The sequence below is a fragment of the Rhodococcus maanshanensis NBRC 100610 genome (genome assembly GCF_001894865.1).
Classification (GTDB): Bacteria; Actinomycetota; Actinomycetes; order Mycobacteriales; family Mycobacteriaceae; genus Rhodococcus_G; species Rhodococcus_G maanshanensis.
Genome location: NZ_BCXA01000005.1, coordinates 47,086 through 63,493 on the forward strand (window position 1 = coordinate 47,086; position 16,408 = coordinate 63,493).

General features: G+C 69.5%; 17 protein-coding genes. 9 read left to right on the top strand and 8 right to left on the bottom strand.

Going from position 1 to position 16,408, the window contains the following annotated elements:
- Positions 1–40: 40 nt before the first annotated feature.
- The 4 genes from RM1_RS03025 to RM1_RS03040 all read left to right on the top strand — a co-directional run bounded on the left by RM1_RS03025 (position 41) and on the right by RM1_RS03040 (position 3,071).
- Positions 41–1,447: a PspC domain-containing protein gene (locus tag RM1_RS03025; protein WP_072749955.1), complete on the top strand. Its 1,407-nt coding sequence runs from the start codon at positions 41–43 to the stop codon at positions 1,445–1,447.
- On the top strand, positions 1,440–1,655 hold the full coding sequence (locus RM1_RS03030) for a hypothetical protein (RefSeq protein ID WP_092667755.1): 216 nt from the start codon (positions 1,440–1,442) through the stop codon (positions 1,653–1,655). The genes RM1_RS03025 and RM1_RS03030 overlap by 8 nt, the downstream gene beginning before the upstream one ends.
- Positions 1,655–2,584, top strand: a complete 930-nt coding sequence (locus tag RM1_RS03035) for an aminoglycoside phosphotransferase family protein (protein ID WP_072749957.1) — start codon at positions 1,655–1,657, stop codon at positions 2,582–2,584. Before RM1_RS03030 ends, RM1_RS03035 begins: the two co-directional genes overlap by 1 nt.
- Positions 2,585–2,666: 82 nt before the next feature.
- Positions 2,667–3,071 carry a PspC domain-containing protein gene (locus RM1_RS03040; RefSeq protein WP_072749958.1) on the top strand — a complete coding sequence of 135 codons (405 nt, stop codon included), beginning with the start codon at positions 2,667–2,669 and terminating at the stop codon, positions 3,069–3,071.
- Between the two features lie 58 nt (positions 3,072–3,129).
- Here RM1_RS03040 and guaA read toward each other — a convergent pair whose 3' ends face one another.
- The 4 genes from guaA to guaB all read right to left on the bottom strand — a co-directional run bounded on the left by guaA (position 3,130) and on the right by guaB (position 9,412).
- Entirely contained in the window at positions 3,130–4,716 is a 1,587-nt protein-coding gene (gene guaA / locus RM1_RS03045; protein WP_072749959.1) for a glutamine-hydrolyzing GMP synthase, read from the bottom strand.
- Between the two features lie 121 nt (positions 4,717–4,837).
- Positions 4,838–6,589, bottom strand: a complete 1,752-nt coding sequence (locus RM1_RS03050) for an FAD-dependent oxidoreductase (RefSeq protein WP_072749960.1) — start codon at positions 6,587–6,589, stop codon at positions 4,838–4,840.
- Between the two features lie 130 nt (positions 6,590–6,719).
- On the bottom strand, positions 6,720–7,859 hold the full coding sequence (locus tag RM1_RS03055) for a GuaB3 family IMP dehydrogenase-related protein (RefSeq protein WP_027501778.1): 1,140 nt from the start codon (positions 7,857–7,859) through the stop codon (positions 6,720–6,722).
- A gap of 29 nt (positions 7,860–7,888) precedes the next feature.
- Entirely contained in the window at positions 7,889–9,412 is a 1,524-nt protein-coding gene (gene guaB, locus RM1_RS03060) for an IMP dehydrogenase (protein WP_072749961.1), read from the bottom strand.
- Positions 9,413–9,620: 208 nt separating this feature from the next.
- Here guaB and RM1_RS03065 point away from each other — a divergent pair, with 208 nt between their 5' ends.
- Positions 9,621–10,025, top strand: coding sequence for a DUF5319 domain-containing protein (locus tag RM1_RS03065; RefSeq protein ID WP_072749962.1), 405 nt, complete (start codon positions 9,621–9,623; stop codon positions 10,023–10,025).
- Between the two features lie 73 nt (positions 10,026–10,098).
- Here the strand turns inward: RM1_RS03065 and RM1_RS03070 are convergent, their stop codons facing one another.
- From RM1_RS03070 to RM1_RS03080, 3 genes are all read right to left on the bottom strand, one after another.
- The gene (locus tag RM1_RS03070) at positions 10,099–11,148 is read right to left on the bottom strand and encodes an anti-sigma-D factor RsdA (RefSeq protein ID WP_083576497.1); all 1,050 of its coding nucleotides are present in this window, start codon (positions 11,146–11,148) and stop codon (positions 10,099–10,101) included.
- Positions 11,141–11,719, bottom strand: coding sequence for a sigma-70 family RNA polymerase sigma factor (locus tag RM1_RS03075; RefSeq protein WP_027501781.1), 579 nt, complete (start codon positions 11,717–11,719; stop codon positions 11,141–11,143). The genes RM1_RS03070 and RM1_RS03075 overlap by 8 nt, the downstream gene beginning before the upstream one ends.
- A gap of 88 nt (positions 11,720–11,807) precedes the next feature.
- Positions 11,808–12,602 carry a hypothetical protein gene (locus RM1_RS03080; RefSeq protein WP_072749963.1) on the bottom strand — a complete coding sequence of 265 codons (795 nt, stop codon included), beginning with the start codon at positions 12,600–12,602 and terminating at the stop codon, positions 11,808–11,810.
- 485 nt (positions 12,603–13,087) lie between these two features.
- On the opposite strand from RM1_RS03080, the gene RM1_RS03085 reads away from it, so the two are divergent.
- The 4 genes from RM1_RS03085 to RM1_RS03100 all read left to right on the top strand — a co-directional run bounded on the left by RM1_RS03085 (position 13,088) and on the right by RM1_RS03100 (position 15,577).
- Positions 13,088–13,381: a WhiB family transcriptional regulator gene (locus RM1_RS03085; protein WP_027501783.1), complete on the top strand. Its 294-nt coding sequence runs from the start codon at positions 13,088–13,090 to the stop codon at positions 13,379–13,381.
- Between the two features lie 126 nt (positions 13,382–13,507).
- Positions 13,508–14,161 (top strand): fasciclin domain-containing protein, encoded by a 654-nt coding sequence (locus tag RM1_RS03090; protein ID WP_072749964.1) that lies wholly within the window; start codon positions 13,508–13,510, stop codon positions 14,159–14,161.
- Between the two features lie 31 nt (positions 14,162–14,192).
- On the top strand, positions 14,193–14,843 hold the full coding sequence (locus RM1_RS03095; protein ID WP_174562903.1) for a sigma-70 family RNA polymerase sigma factor: 651 nt from the start codon (positions 14,193–14,195) through the stop codon (positions 14,841–14,843).
- Complete coding sequence (locus RM1_RS03100; protein WP_072749966.1) at positions 14,843–15,577, top strand: anti-sigma factor; 735 nt, start codon at positions 14,843–14,845, stop codon at positions 15,575–15,577. Before RM1_RS03095 ends, RM1_RS03100 begins: the two co-directional genes overlap by 1 nt.
- Before the next feature lie 177 nt (positions 15,578–15,754).
- Here RM1_RS03100 and RM1_RS03105 read toward each other — a convergent pair whose 3' ends face one another.
- Positions 15,755–16,027 carry a sigma factor-like helix-turn-helix DNA-binding protein gene (locus tag RM1_RS03105; RefSeq protein WP_072749967.1) on the bottom strand — a complete coding sequence of 91 codons (273 nt, stop codon included), beginning with the start codon at positions 16,025–16,027 and terminating at the stop codon, positions 15,755–15,757.
- Positions 16,028–16,408: the final 381 nt, after the last annotated feature.

Sequence of the window (16,408 nt, forward strand, 5' to 3'; positions counted from 1 at the left end):
CCGATAGGCACGGCGGCATGCGCCGACGACGATTGTCATCATGAGCAATCCGAGCTTCCAGGAACAGCTGCACGAGTTGTGGCGCACCCGCCCGGTGCGGTTGCCCAGGCAGGGGCCGATCGCGGGCGTCGCCGCTGGTATCGGCCATCGCTACCGCGTGGATCCCGTGCTGGTCCGGGTCGCCTTCGCGGTGTCGACCATCTTCGGCGGGGTCGGCATCGTCCTCTACCTCGCCGGCTGGCTGCTGCTCCCCCAGGCGGGCGACCAGACGTCCGCGGCGGAGTCGCTCGTCGGCCGGGGGCACAGCTCGGAGTCCGGCACCAAGACGGTGGTGCTCGCGGTCGCACTGATCATCGCGCTCAGCACGCTCGGTCCCGTCGGCGTCGGGCTGGGCGGCTCCGGCCTGATCAGCCTCGCGCTGATGCTCGGCGGCCTGTGGCTGCTCTACCAGCGCACACCGGTGCCGCCCGCGCTGCCCGCGGACATCTATCCCCCGACCGGCTACGCAGGCGCGATGTTCCCGCCGACCACGTTCCCGGCGACCACCTTCCCGGCGTCCGCGCCATACTCGGTCGGTCCGTACACGACGCTGCCGCAGACCTACGAGCCCTCGACGCCGCCCACCGCCCCCACACCGGAGCAGGCAGCGGCGGCGGCGGCCGAGCCCGCCGCGTCTCCGGCTCCGGCTCCCTCGGACACGGCTACCACGACCGGTCCGGGTACCGGCGCTGCTACTGCTACCGGCACGGCTACGGGCGGCGTCACGAGCGACGTCCCCCAACCCCCGGCCTGGGACCCGCTCGGCGTCGCCCCCTTCGCGTGGGACCTGCCCGAGCCAACCCCTCCCGCACCGCCCACACTCCCGAAGCCACCGAAGTCCCGGCTGACCACCACGGTGCTCGGCCTCGCCATCATCGCGGCCGCGGCCACCTGGGCGGTGAGCTCGGCCACCGGCTCGGAGTGGCTCTCCCCCGCACGGATCGGGGCCGTCGCCCTCGCGGTGATCGGCGTCGGCATGCTCATCGGGGCCTTCCTGCGGAGGGGCTACGGACTGCTCGTGGTGACCGGGCCGCTGATCGGATTCGTGCTGCTGGCCTCGCTGATCGGACCGGTCGACTGGGACGGCAAGAACATGGGTGACATCAAGTGGACGCCAACAGCCGCCGACCTCCAACCCGAATACTCGGGCCAGTTCGGGGATTTCACCCTCGACCTCACCGGCGTCGAACTCACCGGGGACAAGACGGTGGACGTGGAGATGAACGCGGGCAGCATGACGGTTCTGGTTCCCCAGAACATGGACGTCAAGAACAACTGCTCGATCGCGTTCGGGGAGACGAACTGCCTTCCCGAAGGAATCGACGGCGGGGCCAACGGAGTCGGCGGCCCCGTGCTGACACTCAACATGGACGGAACGTTCGGAGAGATGCGGGTGGATCGTGGCTGAGAACACCGAAAGCACAGGCAAGGCGGGGCGCCGCCCCTCGGCGCTGCTCCTGCTCTCGGGCCTGGTCGCGCTGCTGGTCAGCGTGGGGGCCCTGATCGGACCGGGGAGCTTCGAATCCCTTGGCGACGCCCAGTTCCGGTGGATCGTCGTGCTCGCCGCGGTGGTGGTCGGAGTGATCCTGGTCTTCGCCCCCGGCCGCCGGAAATAGTGCTGACGATCCCCGACTCCTACGGCGCCCGGGTGCGGTCGTACGCCCCGGACGCCGAGGAGTGGTTGCGGCGACTACCCGGACTGATCACGAGACTGCTGGACGAGTGGGGGCTCACCAGGGACGGATCCCGGCTCTGGCACGGCAACGTCGCCGTCGTGATCCCGGTCCTGCTGCCCGACCACACGCCAGCCGCACTGAAGGTGTCGTACCCGAGCCCAGAGTCCGCGATGGAGTCGGCGGCGCTCGCGCGCTGGGACGGCAGGGGCGCGGTCCGCATGCTGCGCGCGGACCCCGACGAACAGGCGATCCTGCTCGAACGCCTGGATCCGACCCGGTCACTGCTGAGCGTGCCGGTGCCGCAATCGATCCCGATCTGGGGTGAGCTGATGCGCGGACTGTCGAGCGTCTCGTCGGGGGACGACTTCGACACGCTGGCGGACCTGGCCGCGCGCTGGGAGACGGAACTACCGGAGCTGTGGCGGCGGCTCGGCAGGCCCTGCCCGCAGTGGCTCATCGAGGACGCCGTCGCCGTGTGCCGGGAGCAGGCGGGCAGTCCGGTGCTGGTCCACACGGACCTGCATTTCGAGAACGTCCTCGCCTGCCGCGACGACTGGCGGGCCATCGACCCCAAACCCCTGTCCGCGGTCGGCGAGTTCGCAGTCGCGCCGATGCTGTGGAATCGCTTGGCGGACTTGGACGGCCGGCGGGGCGCGGGCCTGCGGGCACGCTGTGACGACCTCGCCGACTCCGCCGGCCTCGACAGGGAGCTGTCGCGGCGATGGTCGATCGCCCGCGAGGTGGAGAACCACCTCGACTACCTGCGCAACGGCGAGATCGCGGACGCGCAGCGTTCGTTGTGGGTCGCGACCGCGCTGTCCGGTCGCGAGGACCCCGGCGTCGACCCGGCCGCACTCGCCACACCCTGAGCCGGACACCCCGAGTCCGCGCGCGAAAGATCGGGGTCCTTCCCGATGGTGCGGACCGGGGCGGGCCGAAAGGATTGATCACATGACCACGAACGAGACCGCAACGCCGAAAAGCTCCTTCCTCCAGGACCTTCCGCAGCGCCTACCCGATGAGGGAATGATCGCGGGCGTCAGCGCCGGCATCGCGCGCCGACTGAACGTGAGCACGTCGAGCGTCCGGCTGGCGCTGCTGCTCTCGCTGCTGTTCGCGGGCGCAGGCGTCCCCGTCTACCTCGCCGCCTGGCTGCTCATGCGAGAGCCGAACGAGACCAGGTCGATGGGTGAGTCGCTGCTCAGCACGGATGCCGGCGAATCCAGGACCATGGCGATCGTGCTGGCCGCCGCGACCGTCATCACCGCGGTCGGCTGCGCCCTCCCGGTGGGCGCGGGTCTACTGGGCATGGTCGCGCTGGTCGGCGGCTACCTGTACCTCGACGGCCGGAAATGACTGTGCGCGTGTTGCACCCCGATCGGGGTGCAACACGCGCACAGGGCGGCGGAGCCGCCTACTCCCACTCGATGGTGCCCGGCGGCTTGCTGGTCACGTCCAGCACCACCCGGTTCACCTCGGCCACCTCGTTGGTGATGCGGGTGGAGATCCGCTCGAGCACTTCGTATGGCAGCCGCGTCCAGTCCGCGGTCATGGCGTCCTCGCTGGAGACCGGGCGCAGCACGATCGGGTGGCCGTAGGTGCGGCCGTCGCCCTGAACACCGACACTGCGCACATCGGCGAGCAGCACCACCGGGCACTGCCAGATCTGACCGTCCAGGCCCGCGGCCGTCAGCTCTTCGCGCGCAATCGAATCCGCCTGCCGCAGCGTCTCCAAGCGGTCCTGGTCGACCGCGCCGACGATGCGGATCGCGAGGCCGGGGCCGGGGAACGGCTGCCGAGCGACGATCTCCTCCGGCAGGCCGAGCGCGCGGCCCACCGCACGGACCTCGTCCTTGAACAGCAGCCGCAGCGGCTCGACCAGCTTGAACTGCAGGTCCTCGGGCAGGCCACCGACGTTGTGGTGACTCTTGATGTTCGCGGTGCCGGTGCCGCCACCGGACTCGACAACGTCGGGATACAGGGTGCCCTGGACCAGGAAGTCGACGGTCTCACCGTGCGCGGCGCTCTCGCCGAGCACCTCGGACACCGCGCCCTCGAAGCTGCGGATGAACTCGCGGCCGATGATCTTGCGCTTGGTCTCCGGATCGGAGACGCCCTCGAGCTCGCCGAGGAAGGTGTCGACCGCGTCGACGGTGATCAGCTTCGCGCCGGTCGCGGCCACGAAATCCTGCTGGACCTGCTCGCGCTCGCCCGCCCGCAACAGGCCGTGGTCGACGAACACACAGGTGAGCTTGTCCCCGATCGCGCGCTGGACGAGCGCCGCCGCCACGGCGGAGTCGACGCCGCCGGACAGCCCGCAGATCGCCTGTCCGTCGCCGACCTGCTCGCGGACCTGCTCGATCAGCGACTCGGCGATGTTCGCGGCGGTCCAGGTGCCCGGGATGCCCGCGATCTCGTGCAGGAAGCGGCTGAGCACCTGCTGGCCGTGCGGGGAATGCAGCACCTCGGGGTGGTACTGGACGCCCGCGAGGCGCCGGGCGCGGTCCTCGAACGCGGCGACCGGGGCGCCCGCGCTGGTCGCGGTCACCTCGAAGCCCTTGGGCGCATCGGTGACCGCGTCGCCGTGGCTCATCCACACCGGCTGGGTGGTGGGCAGGCCCTCGTGCAGCACGCCGCCGTCCACGCTGAGCTGGGTGCGTCCGTACTCGCGGGTTCCGGTGTGGGTGACGGTGCCACCGAGGGCACCGGCCATCGCCTGGAATCCGTAGCAGATGCCGAACACCGGGATGTCGTGGTCGAAGAGCCGGGCGTCCAGCTGCGGGGCGCCGTCCTCGTACACGCTCGACGGTCCGCCGGAGAGGATCACCGCGAGCGGCTTGCGCTCGACGATCTCCTCGATGGTCGCCGTGTGCGGGACCACCTCCGAGTAGACGTTCGCCTCCCGCACCCGGCGAGCGATCAGCTGCGCGTACTGCGCCCCGAAATCGACGACGAGTACGGGTTGCTGCTGAGCGGGGCCGGAGTGCTGGGTATCTGCCACGTGGCCAGTCTAATCGGCCCAGCTCCCCCGCCCCGCGCACCCCATCGCCTGCTCCACCTGCCCCGGGATGCAGGAAGCCCCCGACCGCTGTGGTCGGGGGCTTCCCGGAGTCGAACCGTGGTCAGGCCGCGCCGGTTCCGGTCTTCTCCTGCGCCGCGTCCGCACCGGTGCGGATCTCCACGATCGGCAGGACCAGAGCCGCGGGGGCGCTCGCGGGCACCACCGGACTGTTGGGCGCGATCGGGTTGATCCGGCGGTAGCCCTCGCCCTGCGCCGGACGCAGGTCCTGCTCACCCTTGTTCGGCCACAGCGACGCCGCACGCTCCGCCTGTGCGCTGATCGTCAGCGACGGATTGACGCCGAGGTTCGCCGACACCGACGACCCGTCGACCACGCTCAGGGTCGGGTAGCCGTACACGCGGTGGTACGGGTCGATGACACCGTGCTCGCGGTCCGATCCGATCGTGCAACCGCCGAGGAAGTGCGCGGTGAGCGGGATGTTGAACACCTCTCCCCACGTGCCGCCCGCGACCCCGTCGATCTTCTCCGCGATCCGTCGGGTGGCCTCGTTGCCCGCCGGAATCCAGGTGGGGTTCGGTTCGCCGTGCCCCTGCTTGCTGCTGACCTTGCGGCGGCCGAGCAGACCGCGCTTGGTGTAGGTGGTGATCGAGTTGTCCAGGTTCTGCATGACCAGGGCGATGATGGTGCGCTCGCTCCAGTTCTTCACCGACAGCATCCTGGCCATCTGGCCCGGGTTCGCGGCGATCGCCTTGAGCAGCTTGATCCAGCGCGGTGTGCTGCCGCCGCCGTCGGTCATCAGCGTCTGCAGCAGGCCCATCGAGTTCGAGCCCTTGCCGTAACGGACCGGCTCGATGTGGGTGTCCGCGGCCGGATGGAAGGAGGAGGTGATCGCGACGCCCCTGGTCAGGTCCAGGCTCGGGTCCACCTTCAGCTTCGCGGCGCCGAGGATGGCCTCCGAGTTGGTGCGGGTGAGCTCGCCGAGCCGGTCGGACAGGCGCGGCAGCGAGCCGGAGTCCTTCATCTCGTGCATCAGGTGCTGGGTGCCCCAGGTGCCCGCGGCGAGCACGACGTTCTGCGCGGTGTAGGTCTTGTGGTTCTTGCGGATCTTGGCGCCGGTGCGCCGGGTCACCACGTCCCAGCTGCCGTCGGACGCCTCGTGCAGCCCGGTGACGGTGGTCATCGGGATGATCGTGGCCCCGGCCTTCTCGGCGAGGCCGAGGTAGTTCTTCACCAGGGTGTTCTTCGCGCCGTGCCGGCAGCCGGTCATGCACTCGCCGCACTCGATACATCCGGTGCGGTCCGGGCCGGCACCGCCGAAGAAGGGGTCGGCGACGGTCTTGCCGGGCTCACCGAAGAACACCCCGACCGGGGTCTGGATGAAGGTCTCGCCGACGCCCATGTCCTCGGCCACCGACTTGATCACCTCGTCCGCGGGGGTCATGTGCGGGTTCTGCACAACACCGAGCATCTTGCGGGCCTGGTCGTAGTACGGGCTGAGCTCGTCGTGCCAGTCGGTGATGTCACGCCACTGCGGATCCTCGAAGAACGAGGCCGGCGGCTTGTAGAGGGTGTTGGCGTAGTTCAACGATCCGCCGCCGACGCCCGCTCCCGCGAGGATCAGCACGTCGCGGAGCAGGTGCACGCGCTGGATGCCGTAGCAGCCGAGCGCGGGCGCCCACAGGAACCGCTTGAGGTCCCAGCTGGTCTTCGCGAAGTCCGCGTCGGCGTACCGGCGGCCGGCCTCGAGAATGCCGACCCGGTACCCCTTCTCCACCAACCGCAGCGCCGTCACGCTGCCCCCGAAGCCGGATCCGACGATCAGGACATCGAAGTCCGTTGCACGCTTGCCCATCTGGACACCTCCACCATGAACCTGGATTAGTTACTCGTCAGTATGCACCGGAACCCTGTGACCGATGCCACAAGGGTTGCCTAAGTGTAACGACAGGTAGCAGGAACAGGCAGGATGCCGCCGAGCGACGTCAGGCGCGAACCGTCAGGCCGACCTTCTGGAACTCCTTGAGGTCCGAGTAGCCGGACTTCGCCATCGAGCGACGGAGTCCACCGACCAGGTTCAGCGAGCCGTACGGATCGTCCGACGGTCCGGTGAGGACGCGGTCGAGGGACGGGCGCTCGCCCGCGGCGACCGGCAGCAGCGCGCCACGCGGCACCGACGGGTGCGCGGCGGCCGACGGCCAGTACCAGCCGCCGCCGGGGGCCTCCGCCGCGACCGCGAGGGGCGCGCCGAGGACCGCGGCGTCCGCGCCGCAGGCGATGGCCTTGGCCAGGTGACCCGAGGTGCTGATGTCGCCGTCCGCGATGACGTGCACGTAGCGCCCACCGGTCTCGTCGAGGTAGTCCCGGCGCGCGGCCGCGGCGTCCGCGATCGCGGTGGCCATGTGCACCCCGATGCCCAGCACCTCGCCGGTGGTCGTGGCGCCCTCGGTGGAGCCGTAGCCGACGATGACACCCGCGGCGCCGGTGCGCATCAGGTGCAGCGCCGTGCGGTGATCGCTCACGCCGCCCGCGATCACCGGGACGTCGAGCTCAGAGATGAACGTCTTGAGGTTCAGCGGCTCGCTCTCGCCGTGCGCGACGTGCTCGGCGGAGATGATCGTGCCGTGGATCACCAGCAGGTCGATCCCGGCCTTCACCAGCTCCGGGGTCAGCGCGCGCGCGTTCTGCGGGCTGACCCGGACCGCGGTGGTGACACCGGAGTCGCGCACCTGCGCGACGGCCGCCGCCAGCAGGTGCGGCTGGATCGGCGCCGCGTGCAGCTCCTGGAGCCGAGCGATCGGCGCGTCCGGATCGTCGTCCGTCTCGGCGAGGTGCACCAGCTCGGCGAGCTTCGCGTCGACGTCGGCGTGCCGACCCCACAGGCCCTCGCCGTTGATGACGCCGAGCCCGCCGCGCTTGCCGAGCTCGATCGCGAACGAGGGCGAGACGAGCGCATCGGTCGGGTGCGCGAGCACCGGGATGTCGAAGCGGTACGCATCGAGCTGCCAGGCCGTCGACACCTCCTTGGAGGACCGGGTCCGGCGGGAGGGGACGATGTCGATGTCGTCCAGCTCGTAGGTGCGACGGGCGGTTCTGCCCATGCCGATCTCAACGAGGTCGCGCACGCGCGCCCCTTTCTTCGATTGTGTGAGTGCTAGCGGGCAGCGTAGTTCGGGGCTTCGACCGTCATGGTGATGTCGTGCGGGTGGCTCTCCTTGAGACCCGCGGCGGTGATCTGCACGAACTGCGCGTTCTGCAGCTCCTCGATCGTGCCGGAGCCGGTGTAGCCCATGGCGGCGCGCAGGCCACCGGTGAGCTGGTGGATCACCTGGTTCAGCGGGCCGCGGAACGGCACCCGACCCTCGATGCCCTCGGGGACGAGCTTGTCCTCGGCGAGGACGTCGTCCTGGAAGTAGCGGTCCTTGGAGTAGGACTTGCCCTGACCGCGGCTCTGCATCGCGCCGAGTGAACCCATGCCGCGGTAGCTCTTGAACTGCTTGCCGCCGACCAGGATCAGCTCGCCGGGGGACTCGGCCGTGCCGGCGAGGAGCGAACCGAGCATGGCGGTCGATGCGCCCGCGGCCAGTGCCTTGGCGATGTCGCCGGAGAACTGCAGGCCGCCGTCGGCGATCACCGGAACCCCGAGCGCCTTGGCCGCGGCGGTGGCCTCGAGGATCGCGGTGATCTGCGGGGCACCGACACCGGCGATGACGCGGGTGGTGCAGATGGAACCGGGGCCGACGCCCACCTTGACGGCGTCCGCGCCGGCCTCGATCAGCGCGAGGGCGCCCGCGCGGGTCGCCACGTTGCCGCCGATGAGCTGAACCCGGTCGCCGATCTCGCTCTTGAGCTTGGCGATCATGCCGAGCACGCCGTTGGAGTGACCGTGCGCGCTGTCGACGATGAGGACGTCGGCACCCGCATCGGTCAGCGACATCGCGCGGACCCAGGCGTCGTCGCCGACACCGACAGCGGCGCCGACGAGCAGGCGGCCGTCCCTGTCCTTGGTGGCGTCGGGGTGCTGCTCGGTCTTGACGAAGTCCTTGACCGTGATCAGGCCGGTCAGCTTGCCCTGACCGTCGACGATCGGCAGCTTCTCGATCTTGTGCCTGCGCAGCAGGCCGAGCGCGGCCTCGGCGGTGACGCCCTCACGCGCGGTGATGAGCGGGGCCTTGGTCATGACCTCGGCGACCGAGCGGTTCTGGTCGACCTCGAAGCGCATGTCGCGGTTGGTGATGATGCCGACCAGCTGTCCCTGCTCGTCGGTCACGGGCAGCCCGGAGATGCGGAACCGGGCGCACTTGGCGTCGACCTCGGCGAGCGTGTCGGACGGGCTGCAGGTGACCGGATCGGTGACCATGCCCGCCTCGGAGCGCTTGACCGTCTCGACCTGGCCGGCCTGCGCGTCCGCCGAGAGGTTCCTGTGCAGGACGCCCATGCCGCCCGCACGCGCCATCGCGATGGCCATGCGGGCCTCGGTGACGGTGTCCATCGCGGAACTGACCAACGGCACCCGCAGGCGGATGTCGCGGGTGAGCTGGCTGGAGGTGTCGACCTGACCCGGGATCACGTCCGACGCGGCAGGCAGCAGCAGCACGTCGTCGAATGTGAGACCCAGCATCGCAACCTTGTCGGGGTCGTCACCGCCGGTACGCACGTGCCCTCCGGAAATACTCATGCGGCTCGGGACCTTTCCTGGAACTGTGTTGCGGCACACCTGGTTGGGGGCGTCGATCCCCCGCGGCGCGGATAAGTCGTGAATGCTCGGCAAGGGGCGAACTATTCCCTTGACCCGCCCACCATGGTATCGGCTGGACACGGGTGCGAGCGAACGTGGTGAGCGGAACGGCTGGCGCAGACCCGCATGCGCTGCGTACCGTGGACCTGTGCGTGATCAATTGCCCCCCGGTCTGCCGCCGGATCCGTTCGCCGGCGACCCCTCCGATCCGTCGGCCGCGCTGGACGCGCTCGAGCCGGGTCAGCCCCTCGACCCCCATGAGCGACTGGCCGTCGAAGAGGACCTCGCGGACCTCGCCGTCTACGAGGCCCTGCTCGGCCACCGCGGCATCCGCGGACTCGTCGTGTGCTGCGACGACTGCCAGCAGGATCACTACCACGACTGGGACATGCTGCGCGCCAACCTGCTGCAGCTGCTCGTGGACGGCACCGTGCGCCCGCACGAGCCCGCCTACGACCCGGTCCCCGAGGCCTACGTCACCTGGGACTACTGCCGCGGCTACGCGGACGCGTCGATGAACGAGGCGCTGCACGGCGACGGCTTCGACGCCTGACCCGCAACCGACACGACGAAAACGGCCCGACAAGGAATTCACCTTGTCGGGCCGTTTCGCGTCTGGGCTCGGGTCAGCTGGGCGGCGGGTTCGACGTCAGGTCCCGCGGCGTCGGCGTGTCCTGGGTCGGCGGCACGACCTTGGTGGCGGTCGGCACGGGCGGGAGGGTCGTCACCGGCGGGATCGTGATCGGCGGCACCTGGGTCGGCGGGATCGTGATCGGCGGCACCTGGGTCGGCGGGATCGTGATCGGCGGCACCGTGATCGGCGGCACCCCCGTCTCGACCGGCGGGACGGTGGTCGGCAGGCTCGGGAGGTTCGGCACGGTGGTGGGCAGGACCGGAGCGGTCGCCGTGTCCCCCGGCACGGTCACACCCGGCACGGCGGGCAGTCCGGGGGTCGTCCCTGGCAGCGACGGCGGCGTGGTCGTCGTCGGGGGGGTCTTCGCGGCGTCGGCCACCAGCCGCTCCCGCCAGGCCGTCAGCTCGTCGCGCTTGGCCGACTCGTTCACGTCGTCGGCGCGCTTGCGTGCGGACTCCAGCACCACCAGCGCCGCCTGCGGATCGCCCGCGCGGATGAGGCGTTCGGCCTCCTCCAGGTTGGTGGTCGTGTCGATGCCTGCGACGGTCGAGTTGGCGCGCTCGGTGAACACGACCTCCTTGACCTTCCACAGCGGATCGCCGGGTACGGCGTTGTAGGAGAAGACCGTCAGCCCGGCCATCACGACGGCGATGGCCGCGGCCGCGCCCACGATGGGCCGGAGCAGCCGCAGACCCGAGCGGCGGGGTGATCCGATGGTCGCCAGTTCCCGGTCGACGGCGGCGGCCACCTGATCGAGATCGGGCTCGGCAGGCATGGCGGGGGCGAGGATCTCGGCGCGCCATGCGGTCAGCAGGGTCGCGAGCTCGAACTCCTCGGGGCTGTGGGTCGCGATCGGGCCGTCACCGGCGATCGCGTCGATGAGGGCATCGTCCCGCGCGATGGCGGCGAAATCGACGGCCGTCGCATCGGAGGACGAGTCGTCGGTGTCGTCGAGGGACGACGCGTCCGGGGTGAGGTCGGCACCGGACGTGTCCCGCCGCGTTCCCTCGTGGTCCCCACCACGCTTGCTGCCCCTAGCCATACATCTCACCCGCTTTCGCAACTTCGTTCTTCAACTTCGTGAGCGCCCTGTGCTGGGCGACCCGTACTGCTCCTGCCGTGCTGCCGACGGCAGCCGCTGTCTCCTCCGCCGACAGGCCGACAACCAAACGCAGGACGAGGATCTCCCGATGCTTCTCGGGGAGGGTTCCCAGTAGCGCGTTCATCTGCCGGGTGGTCTCCGAGTCCAATGCGAGCTTCTCGGGTCCCTCCTCGGTGGAGATGACATCTGGCACTTCGGCCATCGACTCGGCTTTGTTACGCCCGGCGTTCCGATGGGCATCGGCCACCTTGTGCGCGGCAATGCCGTACACGAATGCCATGAAAGGGCGGCCCTGATCCTGATACCGCGGCAAAGCGGTCATCACTGCCAGGCATACCTCCTGCGCCACGTCGTCCGCGGACAGTTGTCCTCTTTCCGCGGCTCCGACCCGTGATCGGCAGTAACGCACGACCAAGGGTCGAACACTCTCCAGCACTCGAGACAAGGCAACTCGATCGCCCTGCGCTGCCGCAGCGACGGCTGAGTCCAACTCCTCGCTCGTATTAGTCATCGTCAGAGAGATTCCTGGCGTTACAGTGGCGCCCGCTCCAGAGCGCTCCCACCTGGTGGTGGAACGTTTGAAGGATAGCGACAGACACTCACAGATCCCTGAATCGGCCACCGCGGTCGGAGATTTGCCGTCGACAGTCGTCCCGAATCGCCGCCGCTTCCGCACCGGGACGGACCCCATTTACAAGCATCGCCGCGGCCCAGCGCAGTGGCAACAGCCCGTGCTCGGCGCACCGGTCCAGCACCTGTTCGCCCAGATCAACCGCCGCATCGGGGTCCGGGCCCGCACTGAAGGCCGCCGCCAGCAGGAGGTCCGATTTCACCTGGTGCCGCACCGAATCGGCGTCACGGGCGAGGTCGACGGCGGCGCTCGCGTGCCGACGCGCCGTGGCGGCGTCCCCCGACGCCAGCGCGATCTCGGCGCTCACCCAGTTCAGGCGGATGCGCTGTCGCCACAGCGCGGGATCGTTCCCCACGAGCGGCGCGCACCGCTCGAGCAGGGCGGAACCGAGCGCGAGCCGACCGCAGCCGAGCGCGTCCGCGGCCAGCCCGGTCAGTGCGTCGCAACGAGCGGCGGTCTGCACCGCCGCCTCTTCGCCTCCCTTGGCGCCGAGCACCGTGAGCGCGCGTCCGTCGAAGCCTGCCGCCAGTCGATGCCACCCGAGTTGCCTGAGCAACGAGGCCTCCGTGCTCAGCGCGAGCGAGGCGACACCAGAGCTCGGGCGCCGACGCGCGATGCTCAGCAGTTCGGTCCTGGCCGCGGCGTAGCGCCCCTGCCCACCGAGCGCCACCGCCCTGAGCCAGAGCTGCGTGTTGTCGACGGCGGCCGGCAACGGAGCCAACCCGGGCAGGTCGCCGAATGCGGCGTTGATCAGTGTCCCCACCGAGCCAAGGGTAGGGCCGGTCCGCGTCCGCCCCGACGGCGCACCCAGCCCGCTAAATACCCTATTCGCCCCGCGTTTGTCGATAGTTGCGTCCACGTGAACGTATTGCAAGGTTGAATCAAAGATTGAATCAGGCAGCTGATTCAGAGTCCGGTTTGTGGCAATTGCGTTAACCAAGAATCTCAGCACCGGCCCACGCACTGACAGGACCCGCGCGACACCCTCCCACCGCATCGAACGGGCAAAAGCGCTCGTCAGCACCCATTACAGGCGACCGAGGCCCGGCCGGAGGGCCGCCGCAGCGACAGCCGATCACGGCTACATGTCCTTGTCTATGAACGGAACGTTAAATTCTTGTGCGAACACTATGGAAATCCCCACTTGAGCAACTATTGACTCATTTTCCGCAATACCTCTAACGTTGCCGAGACGAATTGATTGCAGACCTGGAGGCTCTTCAGGTGTATGGATGGACAGGAGAAGGCATGCCTCAGCCGAATCACCTCCCCGGACCGAACGCCGATATCTGGGACTGGCAGATGCACGGCCTGTGCCGCGGAGTGGACTCCGCGATGTTCTTCCATCCGGACGGCGAGCGGGGACGGGCGCGCACGCAGCGTGAGACCCGAGCCAAGGAGATGTGCCGTCAGTGCCCCGTACTCGCGCAGTGCCGCAGCCACGCCCTCAGTGTCAGCGAGCCGTACGGGATCTGGGGCGGCATGTCCGAGACCGAACGTGAGATGCACGCCCGCAGGGGCCGCCACCGCATCGCGGTATAGGCAACCACGTCTCTCGGCGCGGCCCCGGTATCAGGGGCCGCGCCGAGATACATGACCCATCCTCCGCACCACCCGCTCCGAATGCCTTCCCGACAGCACTCGCACAACACTCGGGAAGGCAGTCCCATGAGCACCAGCACCACCCGCATCCGTGCCCTCGCCATCGCGGCCACCGCGTCGGTCGCCCTGATCGGCGTCTCGGCGTGTTCCTCCGCCAACAGCGACGACTCCGCGCCCGCCCCCGCCACGTCCGATGACGCGATGACACCGCAGATGGCGGCCGACCCCGCCGCGAATCTGGTCGGACCCGGCTGCGCGAGCTACGCCGAGGCCGTCCCGCAGGGCGGCGGCTCGATCTCGGGCATGGCCCAGGATCCGGTGGCCGTCGCCGCCTCCAACAACCCCCTCCTTACCACGCTGGTGGCCGCGGTCTCGGGGCAGCTCAATCCCGATGTCAACCTCGTCGACACCCTCAACGGAGGACAGTTCACCGTGTTCGCACCGGTCGACGACGCCTTCGCACAGGTGGATCCGGCCACCATCGACACGCTGAAGACCGACGACGCGCTGCTGACGAAGGTCCTCACCTACCACGTGGTGCCGGGCCGGATCGCGCCGAGCGAGATCGCGGGCCAACACCCGACGGTCGAGGGCGCCGCGGTGACCGTGACCGGGCCGGAGGACGCCCTCAAGGTCAACGACGCGAATGTCATCTGCGGCGGCGTCGGCACCGCGAATGCCACCGTCTACCTCATCGATTCCGTGTTGATGCCGCAGTAACGTGGTTGTCGATGAACGGGATCGGACAGTGGTGACCGGCCCGGGGTCCACGGGTTCCGGCGTCGCCCCCGAGCACGGTCTCGGTGAGACGGCCTGCCCGGCGGACGCCGGGCAGGCCCTCGCTCGTCGCGAGGCCGAGTCGGCCGAGCTGGCCGCCCTGCTGACCCGCGCCGCCGACGGGGATTCGGGGTCCTTCGCCGAGCTGTACGACCGGACCTGCGCCCGCGTCTACGGAATGGTGCTCCGGGTGCTGCGCGATCCCGGCTTCGCCGAGGAGACCACCCAGGAGGTCTACCTCCAGCTCTGGCGCACCGCCGACGACTTCGACAACACCAGGGGCTCCGCGGTGTCCTGGCTGATGACCCTCGCGCATCGCAGAGCGGTCGACCGCGTCCGGTCGGAGCAGTCGCACTCGAACCGCGAGGTGGTCTACGAGTCACGCAACCGCGGCAGCGAGTTCGACGAGGTCGCCGAGGAGGTCTCCGGGCGCCTGGACCGGCAGGCCGTGATCGCCTGCCTCGACACCCTCACACCGGTGCAGCGCGAGTCGGTCTCGCTCGCCTACTACGGCGGGCGCACCTACCGTGAGGTCGCCGTGCAACTCGGGGTTGCGCTGCCCACCATCAAGACCCGCATCCGGGACGGGCTGGCCCGGCTAAGAGGATGCCTGGGGGTGGCGTGATGGACGACGACCAGATCGACCTGGCCAACGCCTACGCGCTCGACGCCCTCGACGCGGAAGAACGGCGTGCCGTGGAGCAATTGCTCGCGACCTCCGACGACAGGCTGCGGACCGATTTCGAGACCGTGGTGCGCCGATGCAGGGAAACGTTGGCGACAACCGCCACCGTGCACGAGACCGCTCCGCCCGCGCAGCTACGCGAACGCCTGCTGACGCAGATCGCGCAAGAGCCCCGCACCGGGCCTGGCCCGGCGCCGGTCTCGCTCGCCGACCGACGGCGCACCACCCCCCGATGGAGGCTGGTCGGCGTGGCGGCGGCCGCCGTCGCGCTGCTCGTGGGCGGCGTGGTCATCGGGCAGCAATTGCGCGAACCGTCGCCACCACAGCCGGTGGCGGCCCAGGTGATGAGCGCCCCGGACGTCCGGACGTCATCGACAGCGGTGCCCGGCGGCGGCTCGGCGACCGCCGTCTACTCCAGGTCGACCGATGCCGCGGTGCTGATGATGAACGACGTCACCCCGCCCGCATCGGACTCGGTCTATCAGATGTGGCTGATCGCGGGCACCGGCGCCCCGGTCTCGGCGGGCATGATGGCGCCGGATCAGGTGTCGCCCTCGACCGTTGCCGTGCTCGACGATCTGGACGGCGCCTCGCTGTTGGCCTTCACGGTGGAACCCGCGGGCGGTTCGGAGCAGCCGACCACGGACGTGTTCGCCTCGCTGCCACTGGGATAGGGGAAATGCGACAGGCCCCGGACCGATTCCAGAGATCGTCGCAACACGTGAACTGAAGGTGGAATACGAGCCCTTGAGGCGAATCTTGGTCGCGGCAAGGCGCTTGTACTGGTGGACCTCGGGGAGTGTGTCGGTCGCCGGCCGCCAGAGGCACGGCCGGGGTGCCTTGGTGTCGGGTCAGCTGGCAGGTTGGCCGGTTTCGGCCTTGTAGGCGCGGTGCAGGATCGTGCCCACACCACCGACCGTCATGCCGACCTCGTCCGCGATCTCGCGCAGCTTGAGGCCCTCGGCGCGCAGTTCCAGCACCCGGCGGCGGCGCTCGGCGGCACGTGCCTCGAACTCGGCCCGAGGCTCGGCCATGATGTTGCGCACCGTGCGCGGTGAGATGCCAAGCCGCTCAGCGACTTCGCGGGCCGAACTGGTACGCCGTGCGGGGGTTGCAGCGCCCACCCGTGGGCTCCTTCCTCATCAGGTCGTGGCCGATCGCACGCAGCTTGCTGGTGGTCACGACCGTCTTGGCGGCCTCGACCTCGCGACGGTCGATCCATGAGCGGAACGGTAGTGCAAGTCGGAGCAGAACTGGAAGCAATTCCACGACGAATTGACAATGCGCTGTTGTCAGTGGGGATCGCGATGGCGTGGCGTGCAGATGAGATCCGCAGGCTGGACGACTCTGGGGGGTGATCTGGCGCCAGCCCCTGCAGGTCCGGACCGCCGACGCAGCCAATTAGCCCATATTCATCCCACCAATTTTCGGTAGGCAGCGGCAGATATCGCCCCTACAGTCTCTGGCGCTGACCCGGCCCCAGCGCTCGGTCGTACCGACAACGC

What these genes read in the sequence shown, in the direction of transcription:
- RM1_RS03025 (WP_072749955.1), top strand. Translation starts at nt 41, where the DNA reads ATGAGCAATCCGAGCTTCCAGGAACAGCTGCACGAGTTGTGGCGCACC.
- RM1_RS03040 (WP_072749958.1), top strand. Translation starts at nt 2,667, where the DNA reads ATGACCACGAACGAGACCGCAACGCCGAAAAGCTCCTTCCTCCAGGAC.
- RM1_RS03050 (WP_072749960.1), bottom strand. Translation starts at nt 6,589, where the DNA reads ATGGGCAAGCGTGCAACGGACTTCGATGTCCTGATCGTCGGATCCGGC.
- guaB (WP_072749961.1), bottom strand. Translation starts at nt 9,412, where the DNA reads ATGAGTATTTCCGGAGGGCACGTGCGTACCGGCGGTGACGACCCCGAC.
- RM1_RS03070 (WP_083576497.1), bottom strand. Translation starts at nt 11,148, where the DNA reads ATGGCTAGGGGCAGCAAGCGTGGTGGGGACCACGAGGGAACGCGGCGG.
- RM1_RS03075 (WP_027501781.1), bottom strand. Translation starts at nt 11,719, where the DNA reads ATGACTAATACGAGCGAGGAGTTGGACTCAGCCGTCGCTGCGGCAGCG.
- RM1_RS03085 (WP_027501783.1), top strand. Translation starts at nt 13,088, where the DNA reads ATGCCTCAGCCGAATCACCTCCCCGGACCGAACGCCGATATCTGGGAC.
- RM1_RS03090 (WP_072749964.1), top strand. Translation starts at nt 13,508, where the DNA reads ATGAGCACCAGCACCACCCGCATCCGTGCCCTCGCCATCGCGGCCACC.
- RM1_RS03100 (WP_072749966.1), top strand. Translation starts at nt 14,843, where the DNA reads ATGGACGACGACCAGATCGACCTGGCCAACGCCTACGCGCTCGACGCC.